The organism is Bacillus sp. FSL K6-6038 (assembly GCF_038050455.1).
In the GTDB taxonomy this organism is placed as follows: domain Bacteria; phylum Bacillota; class Bacilli; order Bacillales; family Bacillaceae_G; genus Bacillus_A; species Bacillus_A pseudomycoides.
This window is the reverse complement of sequence record NZ_JBBOUH010000001.1, coordinates 996890-1020295: the sequence shown is the minus strand read 5'-3', so window position 1 is coordinate 1020295 and position 23406 is coordinate 996890. Positions and strand designations below refer to the sequence as shown.

General features: G+C 33.4%; 19 protein-coding genes, 4 pseudogenes and 1 other annotated feature (1 of these 24 running past the window's edge). Of the genes and pseudogenes, 4 read left to right on the top strand and 19 right to left on the bottom strand.

The annotated features are described in order from the left end of the window. Positions 1-30: 30 nt before the first annotated feature. From NSQ40_RS05200 to NSQ40_RS05160, 9 genes and pseudogenes are all read right to left on the bottom strand, one after another. Positions 31-690: a YkyA family protein gene (locus tag NSQ40_RS05200; protein WP_033796681.1), complete on the bottom strand. Its 660-nt coding sequence runs from the start codon at positions 688-690 to the stop codon at positions 31-33. Between the two features lie 16 nt (positions 691-706). Next, a complete protein-coding gene (locus tag NSQ40_RS05195; RefSeq protein ID WP_033797850.1) occupies positions 707-1504 on the bottom strand; it encodes a peptidoglycan-N-acetylglucosamine deacetylase in 798 nt (265 codons plus the stop codon). A 123-nt stretch (positions 1505-1627) separates the two neighbouring features. Next, positions 1628-2272, bottom strand: coding sequence for an N-acetylmuramoyl-L-alanine amidase family protein (locus NSQ40_RS05190; RefSeq protein ID WP_018766984.1), 645 nt, complete (start codon positions 2270-2272; stop codon positions 1628-1630). 836 nt (positions 2273-3108) lie between these two features. Further along, a pseudogene (locus NSQ40_RS05185) lies at positions 3109-3324 on the bottom strand (ATP-binding protein); the annotation flags it as partial. After that, entirely contained in the window at positions 3308-4030 is a 723-nt protein-coding gene (locus NSQ40_RS05180) for a response regulator transcription factor (RefSeq protein ID WP_033796682.1), read from the bottom strand. The gene NSQ40_RS05180 and the pseudogene NSQ40_RS05185, both read right to left, overlap by 17 nt. Before the next feature lie 282 nt (positions 4031-4312). Further along, positions 4313-4447: pseudogene (locus tag NSQ40_RS05175) on the bottom strand (class D sortase); the annotation flags it as partial. A gap of 830 nt (positions 4448-5277) precedes the next feature. Next, on the bottom strand, positions 5278-6357 hold the full coding sequence (locus tag NSQ40_RS05170) for a sensor histidine kinase (RefSeq protein ID WP_033796683.1): 1080 nt from the start codon (positions 6355-6357) through the stop codon (positions 5278-5280). Then, positions 6354-7066, bottom strand: a pseudogene (locus tag NSQ40_RS05165) (response regulator transcription factor). The gene NSQ40_RS05170 and the pseudogene NSQ40_RS05165 overlap by 4 nt, the downstream one beginning before the upstream one ends. 979 nt (positions 7067-8045) lie before the next feature. Next, complete coding sequence (locus NSQ40_RS05160) at positions 8046-10187, bottom strand: binary toxin-like calcium binding domain-containing protein (protein ID WP_098100877.1); 2142 nt, start codon at positions 10185-10187, stop codon at positions 8046-8048. A 261-nt stretch (positions 10188-10448) separates the two neighbouring features. Between NSQ40_RS05160 and NSQ40_RS05155 the strand changes: the two genes are divergently transcribed. Both NSQ40_RS05155 and NSQ40_RS05150 read left to right on the top strand, forming a co-directional pair. After that, positions 10449-10571, top strand: coding sequence for a recombinase family protein (locus tag NSQ40_RS05155; RefSeq protein ID WP_003202762.1), 123 nt, complete (start codon positions 10449-10451; stop codon positions 10569-10571). Next, a pseudogene (locus tag NSQ40_RS05150) lies at positions 10517-10681 on the top strand (helix-turn-helix domain-containing protein); the annotation flags it as partial. The gene NSQ40_RS05155 and the pseudogene NSQ40_RS05150, both read left to right, overlap by 55 nt. 132 nt (positions 10682-10813) lie before the next feature. Here the strand turns inward: NSQ40_RS05150 and NSQ40_RS05145 are convergent. Then, positions 10814-11287 carry a hypothetical protein gene (locus tag NSQ40_RS05145; protein WP_098100878.1) on the bottom strand — a complete coding sequence of 158 codons (474 nt, stop codon included), beginning with the start codon at positions 11285-11287 and terminating at the stop codon, positions 10814-10816. Between the two features lie 460 nt (positions 11288-11747). Here NSQ40_RS05145 and NSQ40_RS05140 point away from each other — a divergent pair, with 460 nt between their 5' ends. Next, a complete protein-coding gene (locus tag NSQ40_RS05140; protein ID WP_003202758.1) occupies positions 11748-11885 on the top strand; it encodes a hypothetical protein in 138 nt (45 codons plus the stop codon). A 309-nt stretch (positions 11886-12194) separates the two neighbouring features. Here NSQ40_RS05140 and NSQ40_RS05135 read toward each other — a convergent pair whose 3' ends face one another. From NSQ40_RS05135 to NSQ40_RS05100, 8 genes are all read right to left on the bottom strand, one after another. After that, the gene (locus NSQ40_RS05135) at positions 12195-13157 is read right to left on the bottom strand and encodes a DUF3994 domain-containing protein (protein WP_003202756.1); all 963 of its coding nucleotides are present in this window, start codon (positions 13155-13157) and stop codon (positions 12195-12197) included. A 231-nt stretch (positions 13158-13388) separates the two neighbouring features. Next, on the bottom strand, positions 13389-14444 hold the full coding sequence (locus NSQ40_RS05130; RefSeq protein WP_003202754.1) for a DUF5105 domain-containing protein: 1056 nt from the start codon (positions 14442-14444) through the stop codon (positions 13389-13391). Between the two features lie 462 nt (positions 14445-14906). Further along, positions 14907-15404, bottom strand: a complete 498-nt coding sequence (locus NSQ40_RS05125) for a hypothetical protein (RefSeq protein WP_098102060.1) — start codon at positions 15402-15404, stop codon at positions 14907-14909. A 252-nt stretch (positions 15405-15656) separates the two neighbouring features. Then, entirely contained in the window at positions 15657-17117 is a 1461-nt protein-coding gene (locus NSQ40_RS05120) for an IS4 family transposase (protein WP_141525823.1), read from the bottom strand. 67 nt (positions 17118-17184) lie between these two features. Further along, positions 17185-18315 carry an MFS transporter gene (locus NSQ40_RS05115; RefSeq protein ID WP_018783169.1) on the bottom strand — a complete coding sequence of 377 codons (1131 nt, stop codon included), beginning with the start codon at positions 18313-18315 and terminating at the stop codon, positions 17185-17187. Positions 18316-18478: 163 nt separating this feature from the next. Then, positions 18479-19105, bottom strand: coding sequence for an FMN-dependent NADH-azoreductase (locus tag NSQ40_RS05110; protein WP_006097471.1), 627 nt, complete (start codon positions 19103-19105; stop codon positions 18479-18481). A gap of 74 nt (positions 19106-19179) precedes the next feature. Next, positions 19180-19764, bottom strand: a complete 585-nt coding sequence (locus NSQ40_RS05105) for a DUF3238 domain-containing protein (RefSeq protein ID WP_018783170.1) — start codon at positions 19762-19764, stop codon at positions 19180-19182. Positions 19765-19893: 129 nt separating this feature from the next. Continuing rightward, positions 19894-20478: a DUF3238 domain-containing protein gene (locus NSQ40_RS05100; RefSeq protein WP_006097469.1), complete on the bottom strand. Its 585-nt coding sequence runs from the start codon at positions 20476-20478 to the stop codon at positions 19894-19896. A 153-nt stretch (positions 20479-20631) separates the two neighbouring features. Between NSQ40_RS05100 and NSQ40_RS05095 the strand changes: the two genes are divergently transcribed. Further along, positions 20632-21105: a MarR family winged helix-turn-helix transcriptional regulator gene (locus NSQ40_RS05095; protein ID WP_006097468.1), complete on the top strand. Its 474-nt coding sequence runs from the start codon at positions 20632-20634 to the stop codon at positions 21103-21105. 718 nt (positions 21106-21823) lie between these two features. Here NSQ40_RS05095 and NSQ40_RS05090 read toward each other — a convergent pair. Beyond that, entirely contained in the window at positions 21824-23080 is a 1257-nt protein-coding gene (locus NSQ40_RS05090; RefSeq protein ID WP_258248170.1) for an MFS transporter, read from the bottom strand. Between the two features lie 82 nt (positions 23081-23162). Beyond that, positions 23163-23406: a binding site (T-box leader), on the bottom strand; it runs 9 nt beyond the window's last position.

The window sequence follows — 23406 nt, the reverse complement described above, 5'->3', positions numbered from 1 at the left end:
TCACAATACACTTCGTTTTTTACAATCGTTTTATTTTTTAATTTCTTTAACTTTAATATTTGCTTGTTTATAAAAGGCTAATTTGTTCTGATTATACTCATTCGTGTATTTATTAAATCTATCCTGATCTGAATGAATTTGTTCATAAGACTGATTGATCGTTTTTACTTTCTCAGTAATTGATTTAAGTTTTTCATCTTTTGCTTGTAGCATTTTGTACAGTTCTTGTTCTAATTGTAATGATTTTTTATAACTATCATGCAATTTCTTGAAAGAATCAGCACGATTTCTATACATGTCTTGAACTTCTTCAGCTTGTTCTTTTAATTTCTTATCTTCCAATTTCTTTATATATTTATCAACAGACTTCACTTCATGTTGTGCATTTTCTAAGGTAGCTTTCTCTTTCTCTAATACTTTTTCACGATCATGTATGTTTGTTACAGCTTGATCTAACTTTTCTTTCACTACTTGATTATTCTCTTTTCCTTCAAGTGTAATTTGAGTATATAACTCTTGTCCTTGTTTTTCTAATGCTGCTAATTTTTTTGTATCTTCAAATATTGTCTTTTCTTGTTTTGTAGCATTTTCAAGTGCTACATACAAATTTGCTTCTGGTTTTTGTCCTAAACAGCCTGACAACAAGGTTACAGATAGGGCTGTTATAAGTGCTAATTTTCTATATATCAACTGCAATTCCTCCTACTTAGATACGATTATCCTTCCAAAAATTTAATGGGAAATGAGAGGCTTCATCATATACTTCAAATTCATAACCTTTACTACGAAGATCATCAATAATTCTTTGCAACGCCTGCACTGTCTGTGATTTTTCATGCATTAAAATGATTTCGCGATTTTCACTAACCTGAGAAATTGTTTTTTGAACCACAGCATCTGGATTTCCTGTGAACTGCCAATCTAAAGAATCTATGGTCCAATCCCACTCTTTCATGCCGACACTTACCATTTTATCCCGTAATTCCTGTTTAAGTCCGGGCATACTCCCATATGGACAACGAACAAGATTTGGATGAATTCCAGTTACTTCTTTCATGATACCTTGCGCTTGTTGCATCTCCTCAACAAATTCGCCTTGGGTATATAGCTTTTTAAAATTGTGTGTCATACTATGAATACCTGGATAGTGCCCTTCATTTACTAAGCGTTTTACACTTTCTTTATGAGCTGGGATATTTCCACCAATCATAAAAAAAGTTCCTTTTATATTATTACTCTTTAAAATATCTAAGATTTCTTTTTGAAATTGACTTGGTCCATCATCAAATGTTAAATATGCTACTTTGCGAACCTGACCATTGTATTGATCTGGTGCTATTTTTTTCATTTCTCCTTTTGTTTGCTCACTTGCCAGTTGAACAGTATTTTCTTGGTTCATTACCCCTTTGGCAGGTGATGTGAAGAATTGAAACATAAAAATTCCTAGTGTGATACAAGCAACTATTGATATAATCACCGTTATTTTTAGTCCTTTTGTAAACATTCTAGTATGTCCTTTCTAGTAACCTTTAATATTTTCTACTAAATAATTGTATCTATTAAAAATAAAATTTTTGATAGATACTGAATTTTATTTTTGGTTTAGTAGTCTGATTTAACTAGACTACTATTTTTTAAAATATTCTATAACACCATTAACAATTCCAGAGGCTACATCTGCTTGGAATTGTTGTGAATTCATTCGTTCCTCATCTTCTGGGTTTGTAATATAACCTAGCTCAAGTAAAATTGATGGTTGTTGATTTTCTCGTAAAACATAGTAATCGCCAGATTTTACACCTCTATTTTTTGCCTGTATATGTTTGAATAAATGTTCGTGTATCGTTTCTGCCAATGCTTGTTCTTTTAATCCCTTGTAATAGTATGTTGTTACTCCTTTTACATCATTAGTTGTGAAACCGTCATAATGAATACTAAGAAAGAGATCAGCTGATTTATTGTGAGCAATAGCTACGCGATTTTTTAGTGGTACAAACGTATCATCTTCACGCGTTAAAATTACAGTCATTCCTTTTCCCTCGAGCTTTTGTTGAATGTTTTTAGCTGTTTTGAGAGTTATATCTTTTTCTTTTGTTCCTTTTGGTCCAATAGATCCAGGATCATTTCCTCCATGTCCTGGATCTATGACGATAACTTTTTTCGATAATGTATCTTCATACATTGTTCCTTTTACTCTTGGACTGAATAAAAAATAGACCGATGTAATACATATAAAAATCAGTATAGGAAATATAATCATTTTTTTGTTCATAAAAAAATCCCCTTTGGATCAACTTGCTTTTGATAATATGTTTACAATTTAATAGATTTTTTTAAAATAAAAATAATATCGTGAGTGTTACAAAACTCTTACAAATATAAATGCAGACGGTAAATTGATAAAATTCCTCCTTCTTGAACCATCTATAATGGGTACAGACCGCAAATCAGAAAAAAACCACGTTAAGTAAATTTCGACATTAAAACAAATAATTTTAGCAACGCTAAGAGCATGTAGTGCAATACAATGTCATTTGTGTTGCCTTATATGGAGAAAAACTATTGAAATCGGTCACCAACACAATTTACTTAAAACACGGTTAAAATGACTCAAAAACTTTTAGTATGTTTTTTTCAAAATGGTAGATTCCTATAAGTTCTGTATTACCTTCTAGGTATATTTATATGGTATAAGTTTTATATAAAGATTAGATGCAGATAACATGCATTTGTTTTAAAGATTGTTATCTACAAAAGGAGACACAATATACATTCATTAACGTGTATGTCTGTTTTTCTCATATCGATGGGATTTCTGCCCGTTTTTCTATAGAAGATTAAACAGATGAAGTGATTATCATTGATAATTTTTTGGTATCTTTTGATAGAGGTTGATAATGTTTGAAGTGGTTATGCGTTAGTGGGCATCATTTAAGTGGTGTTTAAATAATTTGTTTTTTAATTTACAAAAATGGCGTTATACAGTTTTGCTAGTGGAGGGTGTATGTACTAAGATAAAGATACGATACAGTCGCTCCTGGTCCCAGCACATTGTGTAGGGATTTTTTCATAAAGAAAAGACACCCAAATGAGTGTCTTTTCTTTAATAATGAAATTCGATAAGTTGTTAGTTTTTTCTGGTGTGATGAGAAGAGTAAACCAAAATTCACTTCCCTGTTTCCCATCTGAGCGATCTCTCACACCAATTTCTCCGTTGTGCATTTCAATTAATGATTTTGTAATGGCGAGTCCGAGACCGGATCCTCCAGATTGTGAACTTCTGGATTGACCTGTTCTAAAAAAGCGTTCAAATACGCGTAATTTCATTTCCTCCATTTGGTTCAAAGCAATATCCTATTCCCCAAACCGTATGAATCCAACGATTCTTTATCGTATGTTTCTCCAGCTTCTCACGTAAACGACTCACTAACACGGTTACCGTGTGTGTAACCCCGTCATATTCAAAATCCCAAATGAGTTCAAGAAGTTGCGAACGAGAAAATACTTGTTTTGGATGCTTTGCCATGACATAAAGTACCTCAAACTCTTTCACTGTTAACTCCACTTTATTTTCACAAACAAGTACACATCTCGTCTTTGGATAAATTTTTAAATCCGGAAATTCTATCACTTCTGATAGGAATTCTTCTTCTTGTATCGGTATCTGATTACCTCTCTTTAGTATAATTTGAACCCTTAATACTAATTCACGAGGTGAAAACGGCTTTGTTACATAATCATCCGCACCAATTGTTAAGCCTAAAATTCGATCTCTTTCCTCGCCTTTAGCAGTTAACATAATTATAGGGACATTTGATTGTTGACGAATTTCCTCGCATAATTCCCAGCCATCTTTTTTCGGCATCATCAGATCTAAAAGAATTAAATCTGGTTGATGAGTAAGAAATAAATCCCAGCCTTCCATTCCATTCATAGCTGTGTATACTTCATATCCTTCTCTTTCTAAGTATCGTTTGCATACTTCTCGAATATTTTCTTCATCTTCTATGATTAAAATTCTTTGTTTCATATATAATCCTCTCTTCTTTTTCATCAATCACAAAAGAAATGTTTCGTTTATCTGCTTTCATCTAATAAATCTATGAAACTTAGATATACAGCTGTTATCACTGATAGTATTGTTAGGTTAGAAGCCAGCACTTTGGTCTTCTATTCACTAAAAATTATTAAAAGCGATTCTATAATCCAGATGGTAGTTTTAACAATTGATTCCTCGTATGTTTAGATACGTTCTGTTTATATACCATTTCTAAAAGAATAAATACTGGAGAATGTTCAGTTTGGGGCGTACTTTCTCTATCACCTCTCCTAGCTCTGTAAAGACTGTATCACGCTGTCCACTTCGTACAGTATGACCACTTTCAGAAGGAGCTGTAGTACTATCACTTACAAACATACCAACTCCTTTTTTCAATGTGGTGTCATTGTTCCAGGAAACGCACTTGTTACCGAATATTCTACTGTTAATAGCGCCATCGCATGGATTGATGAAATTTTCTTTTTTATTTTTCTCCTCGTATACTTTTTCACATCCCATTGGATATATTAATAATATATATCCGTTATATAAAGATGAAATGCAGATTACATGCATTTCATTTAAAGATATAATTGCGAAAAGGGAAAATGATAATTGTATCCAAAACACCTATAAATGTGTATATATAAAATTCTTACCTAATTAACTATATTTACATTCAGTTTATAGAAGTTATAAAAATATGTGATGATAGGTAAAGATAACTATAATTTTTTAACACAAACAAAGTACAGCTATTTCTATAATGTATTTTGAGAAAAGTTAAATTTGTATATTTTTTACAAAAATAAGATATAATTATTATTGAAGAGCAATCTGTAAGTCCCATTGAAATATGTGGTAAATTTACATGGGATATGAAATACATATTCGAAAAGAGATAATGCACTTAATAAAAGTGTTCTTATCTCTTTTTTACTTATATGATGTAGCATCAATTGTGAGGACATTAAACGAACATTTGTTTAAAACATTTCGACTCTGAAAGTATAGTACCTAGAATAAGTGTGAAATTTTTTAAAGCATCTAATTTGTTCAATTTCACGTTTATTGTGTAGATTTTATATAACAAAGAAGAAGTAGGGGGAAAGAAAAACAAAACTGCACAGATATTTTTATTAAAAATACATATTTTATTTTTATCAAGTAAAAGACCTCCTGTAACACACTGTTTAGTGGTACGTTACAGGAGACCTTTTATTTCTATAATATAAATATTACACAGATCTTTCAGCAGTCTTATTTTTTTCTGATGTGATGGGAAGAGTAAACCAAAATTCACTTCCCTGTTTTCCATCTGAGCGATTTCTCACACCAATTTCTCCGTTGTGCATTTCAATTAATGACTTTGTAATGGCGAGTCCGAGGCCGGATCCTCCAGATTGTGAACTTCTGGATTGATCTGTTCTAAAAAAGCGTTCAAATACACGTAATTGGTCATTTGGAGTAATTCCTTCTCCTTCATCACGCAAAATGAATTGGACTTGTTGCTTCTGCTTATTTTCCTCTACAATCAACTCAATTGTTCCGGAGACAGGAGAATACCGAATCGCATTATCTAACAAATTACTGATAACTCGTGCTATTTTACATGGCATGATTAAAAGCCGAGGTAATGTATCAGGAACATGCAATTGTAAATCAATCTGTTTGTTTGCTGATAAGACAGAGTATGACTCAAGTACATCTAATAGAACTTTATCCATATGTGTGAAACTTGGATAAAAATCTACTTGTCCAAGTTCTAACTTTGAAAGATCAAATAAGTCATTAATTAATCCACTTAATCGTTTTATTTCTTTTAAGGTCGTCGATAAGTACTGCTTTTTCATTTCAGGATCTTCAATGAGGTCATCTTGTATTGCTTCTATCATTAATTGCATACTAGCCATAGGCGTGCGTAAGTCGTGTGAAATATTCGTAATCAGCTCTTTACGTGCTTTTTCCCCTTCTTCTAACTTAGTAAACCCTTCTTCTAACTTTTTTGCCATCTGTTGAAAGGCTGTTGCTAATTCTTTAAACTCCTGCGGTTCTTTTCCAATTATATACATTGTTTCAAATTGTCTATCACTAAATTGTTTCGTTAATGCCATTAAATTTTTGATAGATCTCATGATAGGGCGTGTCATTAACCAGTAAATAAACGTTGAAATCATGAATGCAACAACCGCAATTATTGTTAATAGCCTTGTTTGTTCTGGTTCAAGTAACATTTTCGTCTCACTATACCATATAGCAAGTACCATGATACTGGTACTTAATACATTCATCAGTAACAATTGAATACGTAATCTCATGTTTCATTTCCTCCATTTGGCTCAAAACGATATCCTATCCCCCAAATCGTATGAATCCAACGATTCTTTATCGTATGCTTCTCAACTTGTCACGTAAACGACTGATTAACACGGTTACTATGTTTGTAGTCACTTCATGTTCAGTATCCCAAATAAGTTCAAGAAATTGAGAGCGAGAAAATACTTGTTTTGGATGTTTTGCCATGACATAAAGTACCTCAAACTCTTTCGCCGTTAGCTCCACTTTATTTTCACAAACAAGTACACATCTTGTCTTTGGATAAATTTTTAAATCTGGAAATTCTATTATTTCTGATAGGGATTCTTTTACCTGTATCGGTATCTGGTTATTTCTTTTTAGTATAATTTGAACTCTTAATACTAATTCACGAGGTGAGAACGGCTTTGTTACATAATCATCTACACCCATTGTTAGTCCTAAAATTCGATCCCTTTCCTCGCCCTTAGCAGTTAACATAATAATAGGTACATTTGATTGTTGACGAATTTCCTCGCATAATTCCCAGCCATCTTTTTTCGGCATCATCGAATCTTAAATAATTAAATCTGGTTGATACGTAAGAAATAAATCCCAACCTTCTGTGCCATTTACAGCGGTATATACTTCATATTCTTCTCTTTCTAAATACCGTTCGCATACTTCTCGAATATTTTCTTCATCTTCTACGATTAAAATTCTTTTTTTCATCTGTAATCCTCTCTTCTTTTCATCAATAATACAATAGGTTCTCTTATATGCTTTCATCTAATAAATATGTAAACATCCCCCTACTCAAGTAGGTGGCATCACGCTCGGCTAAAAGCCGACTAAAGTTCGTTACAACAAATAAAAAACAAAACTTATAAGGCTAAAGTTGATACCGTCTAAAGACAGTGGTTTTTAACCACTCGTTTGGAAAATAAAATTTAGATATGAAGATGTAACAACTGATCGTATCACTAAATCAGAATCTCACACTTCGGTCTCTTAATGACCAAAAATTCAAAAAAAATGCTATGTAATCCAGCTGACAATTTTAACATTGGTTTATTTACATGACTAGATAAATAATCTAAATCGTCGTATTTATCTAGTCATACAAACAGAAATTTTAAATCAGGTTTTTTTACGAAGATTATTCATTTATCCTGTCAGAATCGACTTTATGATGTATCTGTTGTCCAAGATCTTTATAATCATAAGATTGTATCTTGAAAAGGCCTATATAAGACGCTACTCTGCATTCTGAATCAGTTTTTCAATATATATACATCTAACCTACCGTATAAAAGCTTATAATCTGATAAGAAGTCATTCCCATAAGGAAATTATTTGGATAATGCTTATATTGAATATTATTTTCGCATTTAAAAACAGAGACAGCCAATTTTTAGAATGTCAAGTCAAAGAACAATGGATTCAAACAATTGACAACGATATATAGTTCTACAATAACAAAAAATCCAGAAAAAAACCAAATCAGTGTGCCCCGATTCTATATCGAAACACACTGATAGCTTCGCCTTTTTAGAGATGCCCACTTTACAGAAACAAAACCAATATTCACCTAAATTAGGGTCCAGTAAATGTTGACAAGTCCAAAATCAGCCTACATTCTTGTGTCTAACTTTTTGGGTTCCGTTCATTACCGGTGTTTTTTTAAACTTTGCAACAAAACCGTTCCCTTTTACTTAGCTTTTTCGAAAGTCCAGCTATTGAAATTCTTATTACCATATGACACATAACCGTTATAAGGCAGCCCTATATCGTTACCATCAGATTGTAGTTTCCAAGCAGACTTGTAAAAACGGTCGTCCTTTCCATATAAATGATCAATTTTAAAAGTACTTGCATTTTGTTTTTGGTCAAAATGGATATAACCATCTTGAAGTTTTAAATATTCATAGCCTGAATAAGCACTATTTTGAACTTTAATGTGTACCTCTTCACCTGTTTTGATTGGTTGTCCAGGTTTAGGCTGCCCTTTTCTTTCAATAATTAGATTAACTGGTTTAAGGTAATTCCCAGCAACCGCAAGGTATTGCCAATTATTACTACCTTTATAACTTTGCACAGCATATCCATTAGATTTCATAGTATAAGGAGTTCCTTCTACAACAAGTGCGTCGCTGCCCTTTTCTGTCACATAATTGTCATATTCTTGATCATACGTAACAACTGTAGAAATTTTTTGTGTCGGAAGTTTCTTTTGTGCATCATTGATTTCAAATGTAACTTTTTGTGTTGGATTGAAATCATTCAAACTTACAGTTTCTTTAGACTCATATACGTTTCCTTTTTTCACTAATGTTACTTGTTGTGTTTGTTTGGACTTTTTATTTTCAAAAGAAGCAGAGATTTCATTACTTGCTCCGAATAAGCCAGGTACGACTGATGCATAAAACTTTTTCGTAAATGGATTATAAGCACTATGTGACAATTCTGGTTGCTGAATTTTTGTGAAAACACCGACTTTTGCTTTTTTCGATACATAAGATTTTTTAGCATTTTCTAGATTATCTTTCGCAATAATAGCTTGCTCTCCGTTGCTATTATCTATAAATTCATTTATCTTTGCAGAGTCCACTTTAACATGCTTAAGAACCTCGTTAAACGTTAAATTTGTATCACTACCAACACCTTCTGGTGCATACATTCTAAACTTCGGTTTATTCCCGATATCAGTCTCTAGTAATGCAGTAGCAGAATTTACATCAGATTCATATTTCCCTGAATCTCCTAAAGATATATATTTTCCATCTTCCTGCATATACAAGTCCATTGTACTCGTAGGTAGTACTTCAACAGAAAGAGGGGCCCCTTGTTCAACAGCTTTTAATTGATCTAACGATAAATAAATCTTTACATCTGGGTTATTCTCTACACTGTCTACCAATACTTCTGTTGTATTTCTTCCACCTTTTTCTGTACTTAACTGATTTGCTTTATAACGTTCTTGTGTTCCCTTTGATGTATGGATAATATCTTCTCCTAAACGAATGTTAAAATGAGGTGAAACATTTTGAGCAGACGCCGTCCCTGTATTTTTATATTCTAACTGTATGCTCACTTGCGCTGCTTTTGCTGAATCAACAGTTTTTGCGGTAGACCAATCAAGATTAGAAGAATATCTTTCTGTATCTGTTGATGTTTTCGAGTATCCATAACTTACATTTACTGAGGCCTTTCCAGAAGGAACAGGACCAGCTGCTGAACCTTCAGCACCACCTTCTACACCTGCTCCTATACCAAACGAATGTTGTGTCGATACACTTTTTTCCCAACCTTGATTAATGGACCCACCGTTTGAATCCGTAATAGACGCAACAGGAGTAATCTTAATACGTTTTACGCCAATTTGTAAATTCGGCATATTTGCAACCATTGGATTAAACTCAGTATCAGAGTTATTGCCATAGTGCTGAACTTCATATGCATCTGAAAAAGCATCTCCATCCGAATTCCCCATCATAGGATTCGTGATAAATTTTAACTTATTTTTGTCTGTCTCTGGATTCCATGCCCGAGCCTCATTTTTCCCAGTTTGTCCATTGAATTCAATTTTATAGCCATGTATCTCTAGGTCGTTAGAAATACCATCTTTATCCCAATCGTTATTTTGCACTTCAATTTTTTCAGTAGACATCTTTCCCTTTTTTCCGTCCGTTCCATAAATAACTTTTCCTTCTTTTGCATTTGCATCCTCTTTGAATATTTCAACTGTACTTCCTGGATTCGGCTGCTTTACGTCTGCTAAAGCAGGAGATGCTAAAGTCATTGCCATCGATACACTACCTAATACACTAAGTACTGGCTTCAATTTCTTCATTGTTATTTTTCCTCCTTGTTTTCTAGGTGAGTTAGAACACCTACTAGTAAGATTAACTTCATCATATCTAACATATCTCTCATTTCTCTCTCATAAATGTTATAAAACTCTCTCATAAATGTTACAAAACTCTTACAGAGGCTTTAATGGGTACACAATTTGTTTTTTATTCTATTTAAATATCTGACGGACTAGAGTACGAACCGTCTTACTACCCCTTTATGGAACATTAATCAAAGATTCAAAATAGGAGAGTAGAATATGAGAAAAATAGGTTACGTACGAGTAAGTTCTGTTGATCAGAACCCAAAGAGACAATTACAACAAATGAAGGAAATTATCAAGGACGAGTTAAAAAATATCATGAAAAGCATGCTGGAATGAATTATGCACTTAAGCTGTATGAAGAAGGAAATATGACAATGAAACAAATTTGTGAAATTACGAGTGTATCTAGATCTTCTTTATATAGGAAGATACACGATTTAAAATAAGTGGTTCGATTATGCTCTGACATATATATCCTTATTATAGAAACATTACTGCGGACTAGAGCAGCAACCCTGTCAATAGGCCTTGAAGGATTAAACCTTTGACGGCGTTTTAATAGTTTTATTATTCCTCTTTTATAACCATTCTTTAAATTCTTCAAAAATAAACTCTCCATTGACCTCGATAGTAGTATCTGGCTTACTTCCATCATAATAAGATATATCCCTAGTTATCCCTGTCCAATTGATATGAAAAATCCCATTTCCGTTGTATTTCATTTTCAGTACATTATTATTAACCTCTTGGTGTTCAAAGTAATATATTCTTACTGCTAAATCGTTACTATCTTCATCATATCCTTTAGAAATAATAAATTCTTGTTCTCCAAAATTTTCGAGTTTTAAGTTATCCATATAAACAGTTACCTCTCCACTAGGATTCATTTTACAATCTACTGTATCAGGTAATGATTGAATTGGTTCTTGCTCTGTTTCTACTTCAAGCCATAGCATTATTTCATTTTCTTGCTTCTTCACCGCATATATTTTAGCTTCAGAAATTTCGTATTTCTCAATTCCATTAAAACGGTTGATAGTAAAGCTCCCCATTAAACCATCTCCTACTCATATGTTATTAAAATCGGATTAATAAGTATCTGCTTCATATAATATTAACTTATTACTAAGTCCACTGTTATCTATCTAAAAGTAGAAAAGTATACATTTCTACTTTTGCGGCTCTGTTGCAAAGTTTTCGAAACTCAAGTACACTTTGCAACAGAACCATAAAATCACTTTCCATATATTTATCTTATTATATATATCTTTCAATTTACTTTTATAAATGTTACAAAAACCTTTCAAAGGTCTGACGTATTTGCTGATGAAACTAACAAACAAGGAAACCCGCATGTTCATTAGATTTATAGTTAATCTTTTTACATAAATATATAAATTATATATTTATGTAATATTTCATAAAACATTTGTTGTTTATTCTATTATAATATTCAAGGGTAGTAGACGAAATGCAACATAATAATTTATCAGACGGAGAGAGAATAATCATATGTATCCAAAATTCATTGACAAAATGGCGTTTTCGAAGGCGCATAAAGAGTTATTAATTAAACTGTATAATAAAGAAATTTCAAGAAGCGAGTATAATCAATTGGTAGATGCTTTTTATCGTCCACAACAAAAGTAAATATGAAGTAAGTGTTTATGGTTTTATGTCTTTTATAGCAACGAAGTTCATTTTTATCATTTTTGGGGCAAGCTGTTCTGTTAGGTTGATGGGCATGTGGTGGTACCACACATCCATCAACTTAAGAATATTTACTACCCATTATTGTTAAAAACGTTATTCTTTCTAGATTAATAAGAAAGGATAACACACAAAAAGTAGCCCTAAAATATACACCACTCATGTAGTATATTTTAGGGCTACTTGACGTTTACTATACCTCCTTATTAAGAAAGGATTAGGTTTCAACACCTAACCCTTTTCATACGTTTATTTTTGTTTTACGAAACGGTATGTTTGGAAATTCTCGCCATCAAACAGTTGCATTTTATTATCTCCAAAGTTTTGGACTTTTAATGCTATAATATGTCTTTCTGAATCAATAGGTTTTCCCTCTGCATATGCTTGTTTAATAGTTAACATTAATTCAGAAGAGTCTTTACGGTATACCCAAGTCCCTGTTACATAATTCTTTTTACTAGGATACTCGGCTCTTGCATAAGTTTCAAATGTGTTACCTTTAAAGATAAATGTAGGTATAAATTTACCGTCTTTTTCAAAACCCCAACTACCTTCAAACTCTTTACCTTCTTTTGTTGTGTTTTTCTTAACAGCATCTATGTCAATACCGGCTTTTCTATCTAAATCTTTTAAATCTTGTTCAGTTACCGTACCGTCACCTTCACTTACTGTTTTCCTAGTACCGATTGATTTCTTATCGTTAATAACGTTCTCGAACTTTGACCAACACTCTTTTGCTTTTTTCAGTTCTTCATCAGACTCTTTTACCATCGCTAAATGTGATGATGTAGTTTTGTCTTTAGCACTATATATTTTCTTATTGAGTTCAAATGATTTTTTAAAGTGATTCATTGATTCTGCTACGTTTTTATGTACATCTTCATACTCACTAGGAGGTTCGATATTTAAGACCTTATCAGTTACCGTTATTAAACCGCCAAGTTGACTTTGTAGTGTTTCTAAGGAACTATCTTGAGTACTTTTTCTTGCAGGGAGGTTTAGTATCCGTTCGTGTTCTGTATACTTCCTATTAAAATCTAGACAAAGTTCATAGACTTTGTTAGGGTAGTCCTCTTTTGAAAGCTTTACTTTCTTATTTTCTTGTTTTGCTTCAACTTTTGACTTATTATCAGTCGATGCTTTATCTACCCCACCACATCCCGCTAATAGCATGATAGGGATTGCTACCGATAGTACTTTGTTTCGTTTCATAGCTTACTAGTCCCCTTTGGGCATGATACATTTATTTTTGCTTTACTAACCTAATATTATCTTTTGCCTTACCGTCATTTAATTCAAGCTTACCGTTTTCTTGAAAAACATATATAGATTTTGCAATAACGGTAAATGAACAGACTTCGTTTATAACACCATCAAATCCTTTAAGTGGTATTACGTTGACTTATAAGGGGCACACATCCTAAAACGAAATGCTTACTATGATTATTTAATAAATACTTTCATAATTTGATCTGCGGAGGCTGTATCTAAACGCCATTGATTTTTTCCGTGTTTCAGCATAGTAATTTTAACTGTTTCTTCCGTATCACCAGGTCTTGCTTCTGGTATTAACTGTACTGCATAATCGAATAATTTCTTCGTCAACTCCTCTTTGGTGATATTTGGATTTTGATTTGCGATTGTCATCGCTTCACTTTGAAATCTAGATTTCAACTCGTTCAACATAATTGGTTTCGCTTTTAGTTCAACTTGAGCTCTATCTCCATCTAGGGATACTACCTTCGTTTCAAATTTCACATTTTTTTGGAATGCTGTTTTTAAAGTTTTATAGTAATTTAACATCCCTTGCTCATCGATTTGATTGTTAAACATTCTTTCATTTGTTCTTTTAAAAGAAGATTCTACTTCTTTCACAAACGCAGTACCATCTTCGCCTGATAAATCATTAATTTTGTTAGAATCTTTATCATAGAAGGCTGCATTTAAATATGCGGTCAAAGCCTCAGCAGGTCTTTGTAGCTCTTTTGCTTTTTCCGCCAATTCTTTTCCTTGGATTTTAAATGAAATTTTCTCTTCTTTTTCTTTTTTCGGATCCATAATGTACTTTTTATAAACCAATTCATAAGAAGACGAATCTTTCACATTATAATAAATGGTTCCAGATACTTTTTTCCCGTTATCGACATCTCCTCCTTTTAACTCATTTGGATCTGACGTATAATAAAGGTTCGTTTTTTCATCTTTTTGGTATAGTGAAAAATCTTGTGGCAACATTTTAATTACCTTATCACCTTTATTTTTCAAACTCACCTTCACCTTTAAAACTCTGTCATTTGTTTGCTTCGCAAATTGTCCTGGTAAGACAAATTCCGCACTTTCTAATTTCAGCTCAATATTTTGTGTTTTTCCTGTATCCCCAACTCCATATACCTTATTCTCTTTTACTTCCGTTGAGCTTTTGGATGAATCGCAACCACTTACAAAACCTACTGTAAGAATAGCTGCAAAACAAACACTCATAAACTGCTTAATCTTCATACTGCATTTCCACCTTTCCCCTTAACAACTTTAAGAATTTTTTCTCAACATTCCCATTTTATAACAAAGTCGAAAGATTTGTACATATCCTAGCATTCACTTTTCGTTAAAGATTAATATCAGGATATTATGTTTGCCCTCGCTGATTATTAGCCTTCTGAACCGAACTTTTACGAACAGTTGGTTCCTCTTGTATCTCTTTGAAGACTGCTGTGAAATTCTTAATTTGAAATAAACAAAGGAGTGCTTATTTCTATAAAATAAGCACTCCTTTTATTTGTAAACGTCAAGTAACTTTAATAGATGTTTTTCCATAAAAAACCTCCACATGTAGTATGTAAGGAGATTATCTCATTGGTTATTTTCAAATGGCAGGTGGGGAATAGTCGAGTAGGCCCAGGGGATTTCACCCTGAGCCTCTCATAGAACCGAACGTGAAAGTCTCCCTTCATTCGGCTCTTGTTATCCAATTGTCGGACGTATCCCCATTTGCCAGTGATAAAACAGGTTTGGTTGTGCTTTTGCCATACGTACTAAATATCTAAAGGCTTTAGCTTTGCTTCTTTTCACCGTTTTATACTTAAACCTGATAAATCTGACTAATGTGAGATTCACAAAGTCGAGTATCTTTCTTGCCTCACTTGCACAGAATATCAGTTCAACAAGTGGCTCAAAATTCATACGAACTACCATTTGGGCAATTCTATCACTAATAGTTGGAATACCTAGCAATCTCTTTTTCCCGTTCTTCTTCGGGATTTCTACTCCTTTTACTGGATTAGGAAAATAGCTACCCGAAGACATTCTATTCCAAAGCTTGTACAAATTATTCTTCAAATCCTTATCAAACTCTGTGAAGTCAACTCCATCAATACCTCCAGCACCTCGATTCGCTTTTACACGTTTGTATGCTTCCAGTACTTGATATTGTGAAATCTCAAACGATTTTCCTTCTTTCATTAAATCCTCCCATTTCTGGTTGTTCAATTTCTGAAGTATAGATAACAGAGTCCCTTCGCTCCATTGCCATTACAGCCATTTCATCACTACTACGGATTCTTCCGCATCTGTATTCTGCATCACTACTTTCATCCTTGTCAGTTCATCGCTTGGATTTTTCGCTTATCATCAGAATACAAACTTCTCCTGTTCCTTGTAAAAACCTGTGCCATACTCCTGCAACCTTTACGCCGACAGCCACCTGAACAGTAATCAGGTTTCTTTCAGACTCTTCCTAGAGGTGTCAAAAGCCCCTAGTTTTGACTGTATAAAAGTAGTAACGACGCTTAAGATATCAAAGACTGTTTTCTTCTCATACCTATGGGATTTCCGGCCGTTTTTCTGTAAGAGATTAAACAGACGAAACAATATCTTTATTAATTCTTGAGTGTCTTCTTGTAAAGATTGATAAATAAGTGAAAAATAATCTTTTATGATATAAATCGCTTTATATTCACTTAATTCTCGTTTCTTCTTGATGAGGAGTAATTGGCGCATTTGAAACATGGTGGAAGAACAAAGAAGGATACTTATTAATTGTCCGTATAAGTGGCACTCTAGTCGTTCTAATTTTACAGAATTACAGTGATGAATACGAAAAAATGATTTCCATGTTTTAAATATCAGTTCAATTTGCCATCGTAAGGAATAAAAATCGTATACTTGTTCCTTGGGGAGGTGTTCCGGAGAGATATTCGTAATATAAAAGTTAATTGCACTAAGCCGCTTACTGCGTTCTTTATAGGTAATTTGCTTCTTATGTTCTTTAAGTGCTAAATCCTTTTGTCTACGTTTCATTTGCGTTTCAGTTAATTTATACAGAATTAGTCTTGCAGGAAGCTTTTGATACATTCCAATATAAATCTCGGGAATTTCATATGTTTCACCTGACTGTAATTGGTCAATGAATTGCTCCATATCTAATTGGATATACTCAGAGTGCTTTTTTATAGTTCCATTTTGAAAGTATTCAGGATCTTTATTTTTCTGATATATACGAGTATTGAGCTTAAGCCGTGAGATGAAATAGGCACCGTGCTCGTCTATAGTATGTAAATCGTTTAAGTCAAAGTACCCTAAGTCACGTATACATACATCCTGCGGTTGGAGCGATTTTAGACAAGTAGAACCATATGTTTTATCATTGTGCTTTCCAGCACCCACATGAACATGTAGAAACTGGCCACTTAACAAATCGTACTCTAATTGAATTTTCACACCGGCACTTTGACCACTACCACCTGAACCTTGATATGTAGAAGTGAATTTATCCGGAATCTGAAAATGTGTAGAATCCAATACACGAATACGTCGAAAATAGTTTGTATACAAAGTTGGAATCTTGCTAGAAGAACAAAATTGCTGATGGAGTAAAGAAGCTAATATTTGTTGCAGAAACTGTACAGCTCGAGAGTTAAAACGTTGGTTGAGTCCTTCTGGATTCATAGAAATACCTGTGTTAGCTTCTAATCGACTACTTAGTTGTGTCAATGAAGTGTTTGCTATGTTTTCGCTTAACCAAACACAAAGAGCTACTAAATCTTGTGCACGATATTTACTTTTTCGTTGAACAAATCCTATCTCTCTAGCAAATTTCTCCAAAGCATGTGGTGACATATATCGCTGCAACTCTTTAGAAAACAATTCTAGTTCATCAGAAATCGATAAATTCATAGCCAAAACGCCATCCTTTCTGTATATTTCTACAAAAAGAATAGCGCTTTTTTCGTAAGTTTAAAAGTTATGTTAGCGTCTTTTTTACAAACAAAATAAAAATTAACAGACTAACAAACCCAGAGACAGCACAAACAATGAATAGCATTTGATATCCCATGAGTTGTGAAACAAATCCTAGAAGAATGGACCCTAAACCAATCCCTAAATCAAAAGCAGTAAAAAATGTAGCGTTCGCTATTCCTCTTTTCTCTGGTGAAGTTAATCGTATCATGGCTACTTGAAGAGCAGGTTGTGCTGATCCGAATCCAATCCCATACAAAATAGCTGTAATAACTAGTCCAACAATCCCATTTGTCATTGCTAGAACTAATAGTGCGGCTATCAGTGTAAACAGCGCAGGGATAATAATGATTCCTTCTCCATATTTATCGGATACCTTCCCTGCAAATGGTCTAACTACTGTAAGTGTGACAGCATAAACTAAGAAAAAAGTACCAGCATTAACTTGAATTTTTGCCGCAAACAGTGGTAAAAATGTTGTAATGCCACCAAAAGTAAGAGATAGGAAAAATGTAACAATAGCGATTGGTAAGAGTGTTTTTTCAAAAAATGATATTGGTTTTTTTGATGCATGTTGAATTGCTGGTATTTTTGTACCAAGTGCAAGTATGAATGCAACAAGTGCTAATCCTGTACATAGAAGAAATAGATAATGGAATGAAAATGATTTTATTACCCAAAGACCTAATACTGGTCCTAAAGCCATACCTAAAGTCACGGCAAGTCCATACCATCCCATTCCTTCTCCACGACGAGATTGTGGAATAACATCAGTCACAGCCGTTCCTATCGAAGTTGTAGCAACTGCCCAGCTGATTCCATGGAGAATACGTAAGACCACTAAAAATATAACCCCTGTTACCCAATCATAAAAATACATTGTAATTGCGAAAAATAGTAGTCCGCTTATTATAAATACCATTCGACCATATCGATCCATTAATCCTCCAACAATAGGACGAAAAATGACTGCCGATATTGTAAACACCCCAATAATAAATCCAACTTGAGATTCACTTCCACCTAATTGTTTAATAAACATAGGTAGTGTTGGCATGAGTAAATAAAAACCACTAAATAGTAATAATGCTGTAATGGTCAGCATTATATAGTTTTTTGTCCATAAACGTTCCATTGTAATGTAATCCTGCTTTCTTTCGTTTAATAAGTTGAGAAGGGAAAGCTCGCATCAATTGGATCCTTACTACCCAATTGATGCGAGCTAAGCGAATAAAAAAGCAGTACCACCGCTATAAAAGTGTTGGTACTGCCATATAGAGTGACAAGTGTTTTGTTAATTAAAACGTACTTGCTACTTTAATCGCTTTTTCAAGCCCTGCAGCAATAATTTCTTCTGCTTTATCTGGGAATTGGTTGTGACCTTCAATTACTATTTTTTCTATATCTTTTGCACCGAAGAAGCTCATCATACTTGCTACATATTTAACAGCCATTTCCATTGGGGCTTTTGGTCCTTCAGAATATACACCGCCACTTGCGTTTAATAATGCAATTTTCTTATTTCCAATAAGACCTACTGGACCTTCTGACGTATATTTAAATGTTTTTCCCGCGCGGTTTAAGTAATCAATATATGTGTGTAATACAGCTGGGATTGTTAAATTCCATAATGGGAAACCAAAAACAACTTTATCAGCTGCAAGGAATTGATCTAAATATTTATCAGCAACAGCTACTGCTTTTGCTTCTTCTGCTGTTAAATCCAATCCTCTACTAGACTTAAATGTGCCGTTAATCATATCTACTCCTACATATGGCAATTCCTCGTTGTATAAATCAAGCTCTACTACTGTCTCATTTGGATGAGATTCTTTATAACTTGCTAAAAAAGCATAATATAATCTCACGCTAACTGATTGATCTGCTGGACGATTGTTTGCTTTTACAAATAAAACTGTTGTCATTCGCTTTTCCTCCTGTTACTCACTCTTTGATGTTGTTATATATTTATTTAATAAAAAGGGTATTATATTGTTCTTTATAATATCTTTTTAAAACTATACTCCATGTCTCCACCTAGAGCTTCAGCTGTATCACCAGTTTCTCTGAAGTCATGTGTATGAATTTTCTCAAACTGACCAAAATTTAGTTGCTTATAAAATTCATAACAAGGGAATCCATCATGTGCACCTTCAATATCGACGGTACCATCTTTTTGGACATGTACAGTTAATAGGTAGTCAACAGGAGGTGCATATACATTTAATGGGTTGCTAGCACTTGCAGTCATTTTAAATTTGACGTCATTTGACTTCCATACAACATCAGTGCACAAAATATTTTCCGTACTAGCTTTTCCTGTTCTCTTATTAACGGAACCATCAGGAGTTGTGATTCTTTCTGTTGTTATGCCGGTATTCGCATATGTGAAAATTTCTTTTTTATAAAAATCTACAACTATTTCTTGTTCAATTCTGGAACGCATAGTATTTACAGCATATGGTGTAAATTCACGTGAGTCACCTTCGAATTGAATCACGTTTCCTGTTTGAGTATCCTTCTTAGGTTCAGTCCAAGACATTGGAATAAATACACTTGCTCTAACTTTAACGATATTAGTCATGAGACACACCTCTGCAATTCTTAATTTTATTTTGGGTAATAATAATATTGACCCATTGAGCAAAACAGATCGCAATTTCTTTCGTATAAATAATTTTGCTGCTTGTAAACTTCTATTCAATATTTATATCTAGATTGTCGTTTTAAAACTGTATTCCATTTCCCCAGCTAGTGCTGCTGGAGTGTCACCAGTTTTTCTGAAATCATGTGTATATATTAATTCAAATGGACCAAAATCTGTTTGTTTATAAAATTCATAGCAGGGGAACCCATCATGTGCACCTTCAATTTGTGCAACCCCACTTTTGTTAACGTGTATAGTTAATACATAGTCAGCTGCAGGTGCTGCTGTATTTAAAGGATTGCTGGCACTTGCACTCATTTTAAAAGAAACTTCATCAGTACCCCACACAACATTAGTGCATACAATATTTTCTGTGCTTGTTCTCCCTTTTTTATACTCGATAGAACCATCTGGATTTGTAATTTTCACAGTTACGATACAAGCATTTGCATGTGAAAAAATTTCTTTTTTATAAAAATCAATAATCACTTCTTGCTCTAATCTTGACCGCATTGTGTTTACAGCATAAGGTGTAAATTCACGTGCATCACCAGTATATTCAAAAAGTTTTCCTGTTGTAGGATCTTTAATAGGTTCTAACCAAGCATACGGGGCAAACACACTTCCTCTAATTTTCACGATGTTAGCCATGAGAAACCTCCATAATTTATTAATTTTTGTTTCGTTGAATCCCTTATTTCTCTTATAACTAATTATAGTCAATTTGATTGACTATATGCCATATAGTACAATAGAAATCAGATGTAGTCAACCGTATTGACTTTATTTAAGGAGGTTTTATGTATGAGTCATCCAGTATTTAGTGAATTGGACCTTACGTCACTTTTGTCATTATCCTTTAGCGCATCAATCAATGAACTACATGACAAATTGAGTGAATTGGGATTTGGAGATATTAGACCTGTACACGGTTTTATGTTTAAATGCATCACTCCTAATGGAGCGACAGGTATAGAACTAGCCGAATATTTAGGAATTACAAAGCAAGCTGTGAGTAAAATGGTGGATTATCTTGAGAAAAGTGGTTATGTAATGCGCAAAGCTCATCCAACTGATAAGAGAGGGAAAATTATTGTTTTGACCGAAAAAGGTTGGCTAGTAGTGCAAGCAAAAGAGAAGATACTAACTGAAATGGAACAACGTTGGATTGAAAACATAGGCGATGAAAGAATGCAAATGCTCAAGGAAGATTTAACAAAGTTAGTTTATGAAGCAAATGAGGGTAAATCATCATCGAGGTTAAGACCTGTCTGGTAAATAATGAGTTTATAAAAGGGGACTAACCGTGCACCCATCAAGTTAAGATATCATAATACCCCCAGAACGAAAAATCTTTGCATGTTGATCGTTTTTATCGTTTTGGGGTAACTCGTCCTTGTTAGCTTGATGGATATGGGGGCCTTCCCTCATATCTTACAAAGCATGAATTTCTCGCATTTTTTTCACTCCTTTTCGTGCAAGAAATCCTTCAGGACACACTTTGACGCTTACATTAATAAAAGATAAATAACAAAATCAAAAGCCCCAATTATCTAAATGTATATTAGATAATTGAGGCTTTTACATATCAATCTAATCCTTAAAATTTCTTTTTCTCAAACTTTTAATGTAATAACAAAGATTCCCTATAAATACAAAAAACCACATAATACACACAATCCATTTTAAAATAGAGCCTAACTTAAATCCATCCCCTAAAAAAACGACAATTATCATTGCGATACTTATTACCATCATAAATAGATAATAACTCATTTTATCGTGAGTTAATCATTTTCTTCAAAAACATCAAGAAAAGTATACATTCAAAACACTGTGAATAAAGAGGATATAATGTTTGTAACAAAAAAAGAAAAAGTTAGATCCATACTAACTTTTTTACATAATTCTCGTTATCGGTAGTAAAAAGGATCTTTGAATAAAGATCCTTTTTATTTCATAACTATTATCTAATTTTATTCATTAAAAAAAGAATTTATTGGAATGAATCTTTAAGCTCAGGTGAATTAGAATAGAATTTCGCTTTTGATGGTTGAACACTACAAATAAATAGTGTAATAGATACCAAAAACATTATAAATGCTCCTGAAACTACAACAAATCGTATAGATATAAGCTCGGAAGAAATACCAAAGATTGCCGTAACGGTAATAATTAAAAAAGCCTCAATAAACCTGTAAATACTTATAACTCTCCCCATCACATCAACAGGTATATTGTTTTGATAAAATGTGTAAAAACCAGTATTAGAAAAGGCAGTAGCAAATGACAAAACAAAAACTCCTATAGATGCTATAAAGGTATTAGAGGATGTAAAAACCATATAACCTACTGCAGTTATTAAGGAACCCATACCAATAAGCCATGAGGTAGGTATTTTTTCAATAATTATTGCATTGGATAAAGAACCTGCTAATACTCCTGCTCCAGCAATACTGACTAAGACTCCATATTCACCTTCAGATAAGGAAAGTATCCTAGTTGCAAAAGCAGCTTCCAACGAATCTGTAGCTGTCATCATGACTATCATCGCACTAAACAAAAGATAAATCATCATGATATATAAATACTTACGGCTAAATCTAATAACAAGCTTCCAATCATCTATTAATAACTTAAGAGATAATTTTGTTGTATCTGATGTTTTTTCTAATTGTGCAGAGGATTCAACATTAGGCATTCCTACTGTAATTAATGCAGATAAAAATAAAGCTACAGCATTGATATAAATAGCCATATTTGGTGTACCAATTGTAAACATCATTCCTGCTATTGCTGGTCCAGTCAAAAAAGCTCCGGAATCAAGTAGGCTACGTAAAGAATTGAAACGTTTTCTTTGTCCTATTGGTATTAACTTCGTAATATAAGTTACCGATGTTGAGTGGTACATAGAGCTCGCTATTGTAATAAGAAAGACCATAGCATATATAAGCCCTAAAGAAGAGAAGAAAGGTAATGATGCAATTAGCACAGTCTGAAAAACATCTAGTGCTATCATGAGATACTTTTTATTTAAACGATCTACAAGACTTCCTGACCAAATATTAGTAAACAACGTTGATAAAGCCCTAATAATATATAAACCAGAGACAGCAATGGCCGACTCTGTTATGTTAAGAACGATAAGGTTTAGAGCGATAAAGTAAACCCAACTTCCAACACTTGAAACACCAATGCTAAACAATAAGATAGATGGATACCGCCAATTTTCCAATGTTTTTTTTAAACTCAATTGAATTCCTCCTAAAATATAATCAGATAGAATGCAACACTTAAAACGAAATAAAAAAATCCCACCCCCAAGACTTAAGTGTCTTGGGGACGAGATTTTAGATCGCGGTACCACCCCAGTTTATTAATATGTCGCCATATTAACCTTATCAGGTACAACAAAAAGGCTTATACCCTAGCTCTATAACGGGAGCGCCCGTCACACTATCCCCCTATAGTCGGTTCCAATGTGCTGCTCTGAGCCTTGCTTCAATAAAGAAATTCTAACCCCTTTTCAGCTACCAGGGTTCTCTGTATAGAATTCACTTTATTTACTCTTCTCTTCAT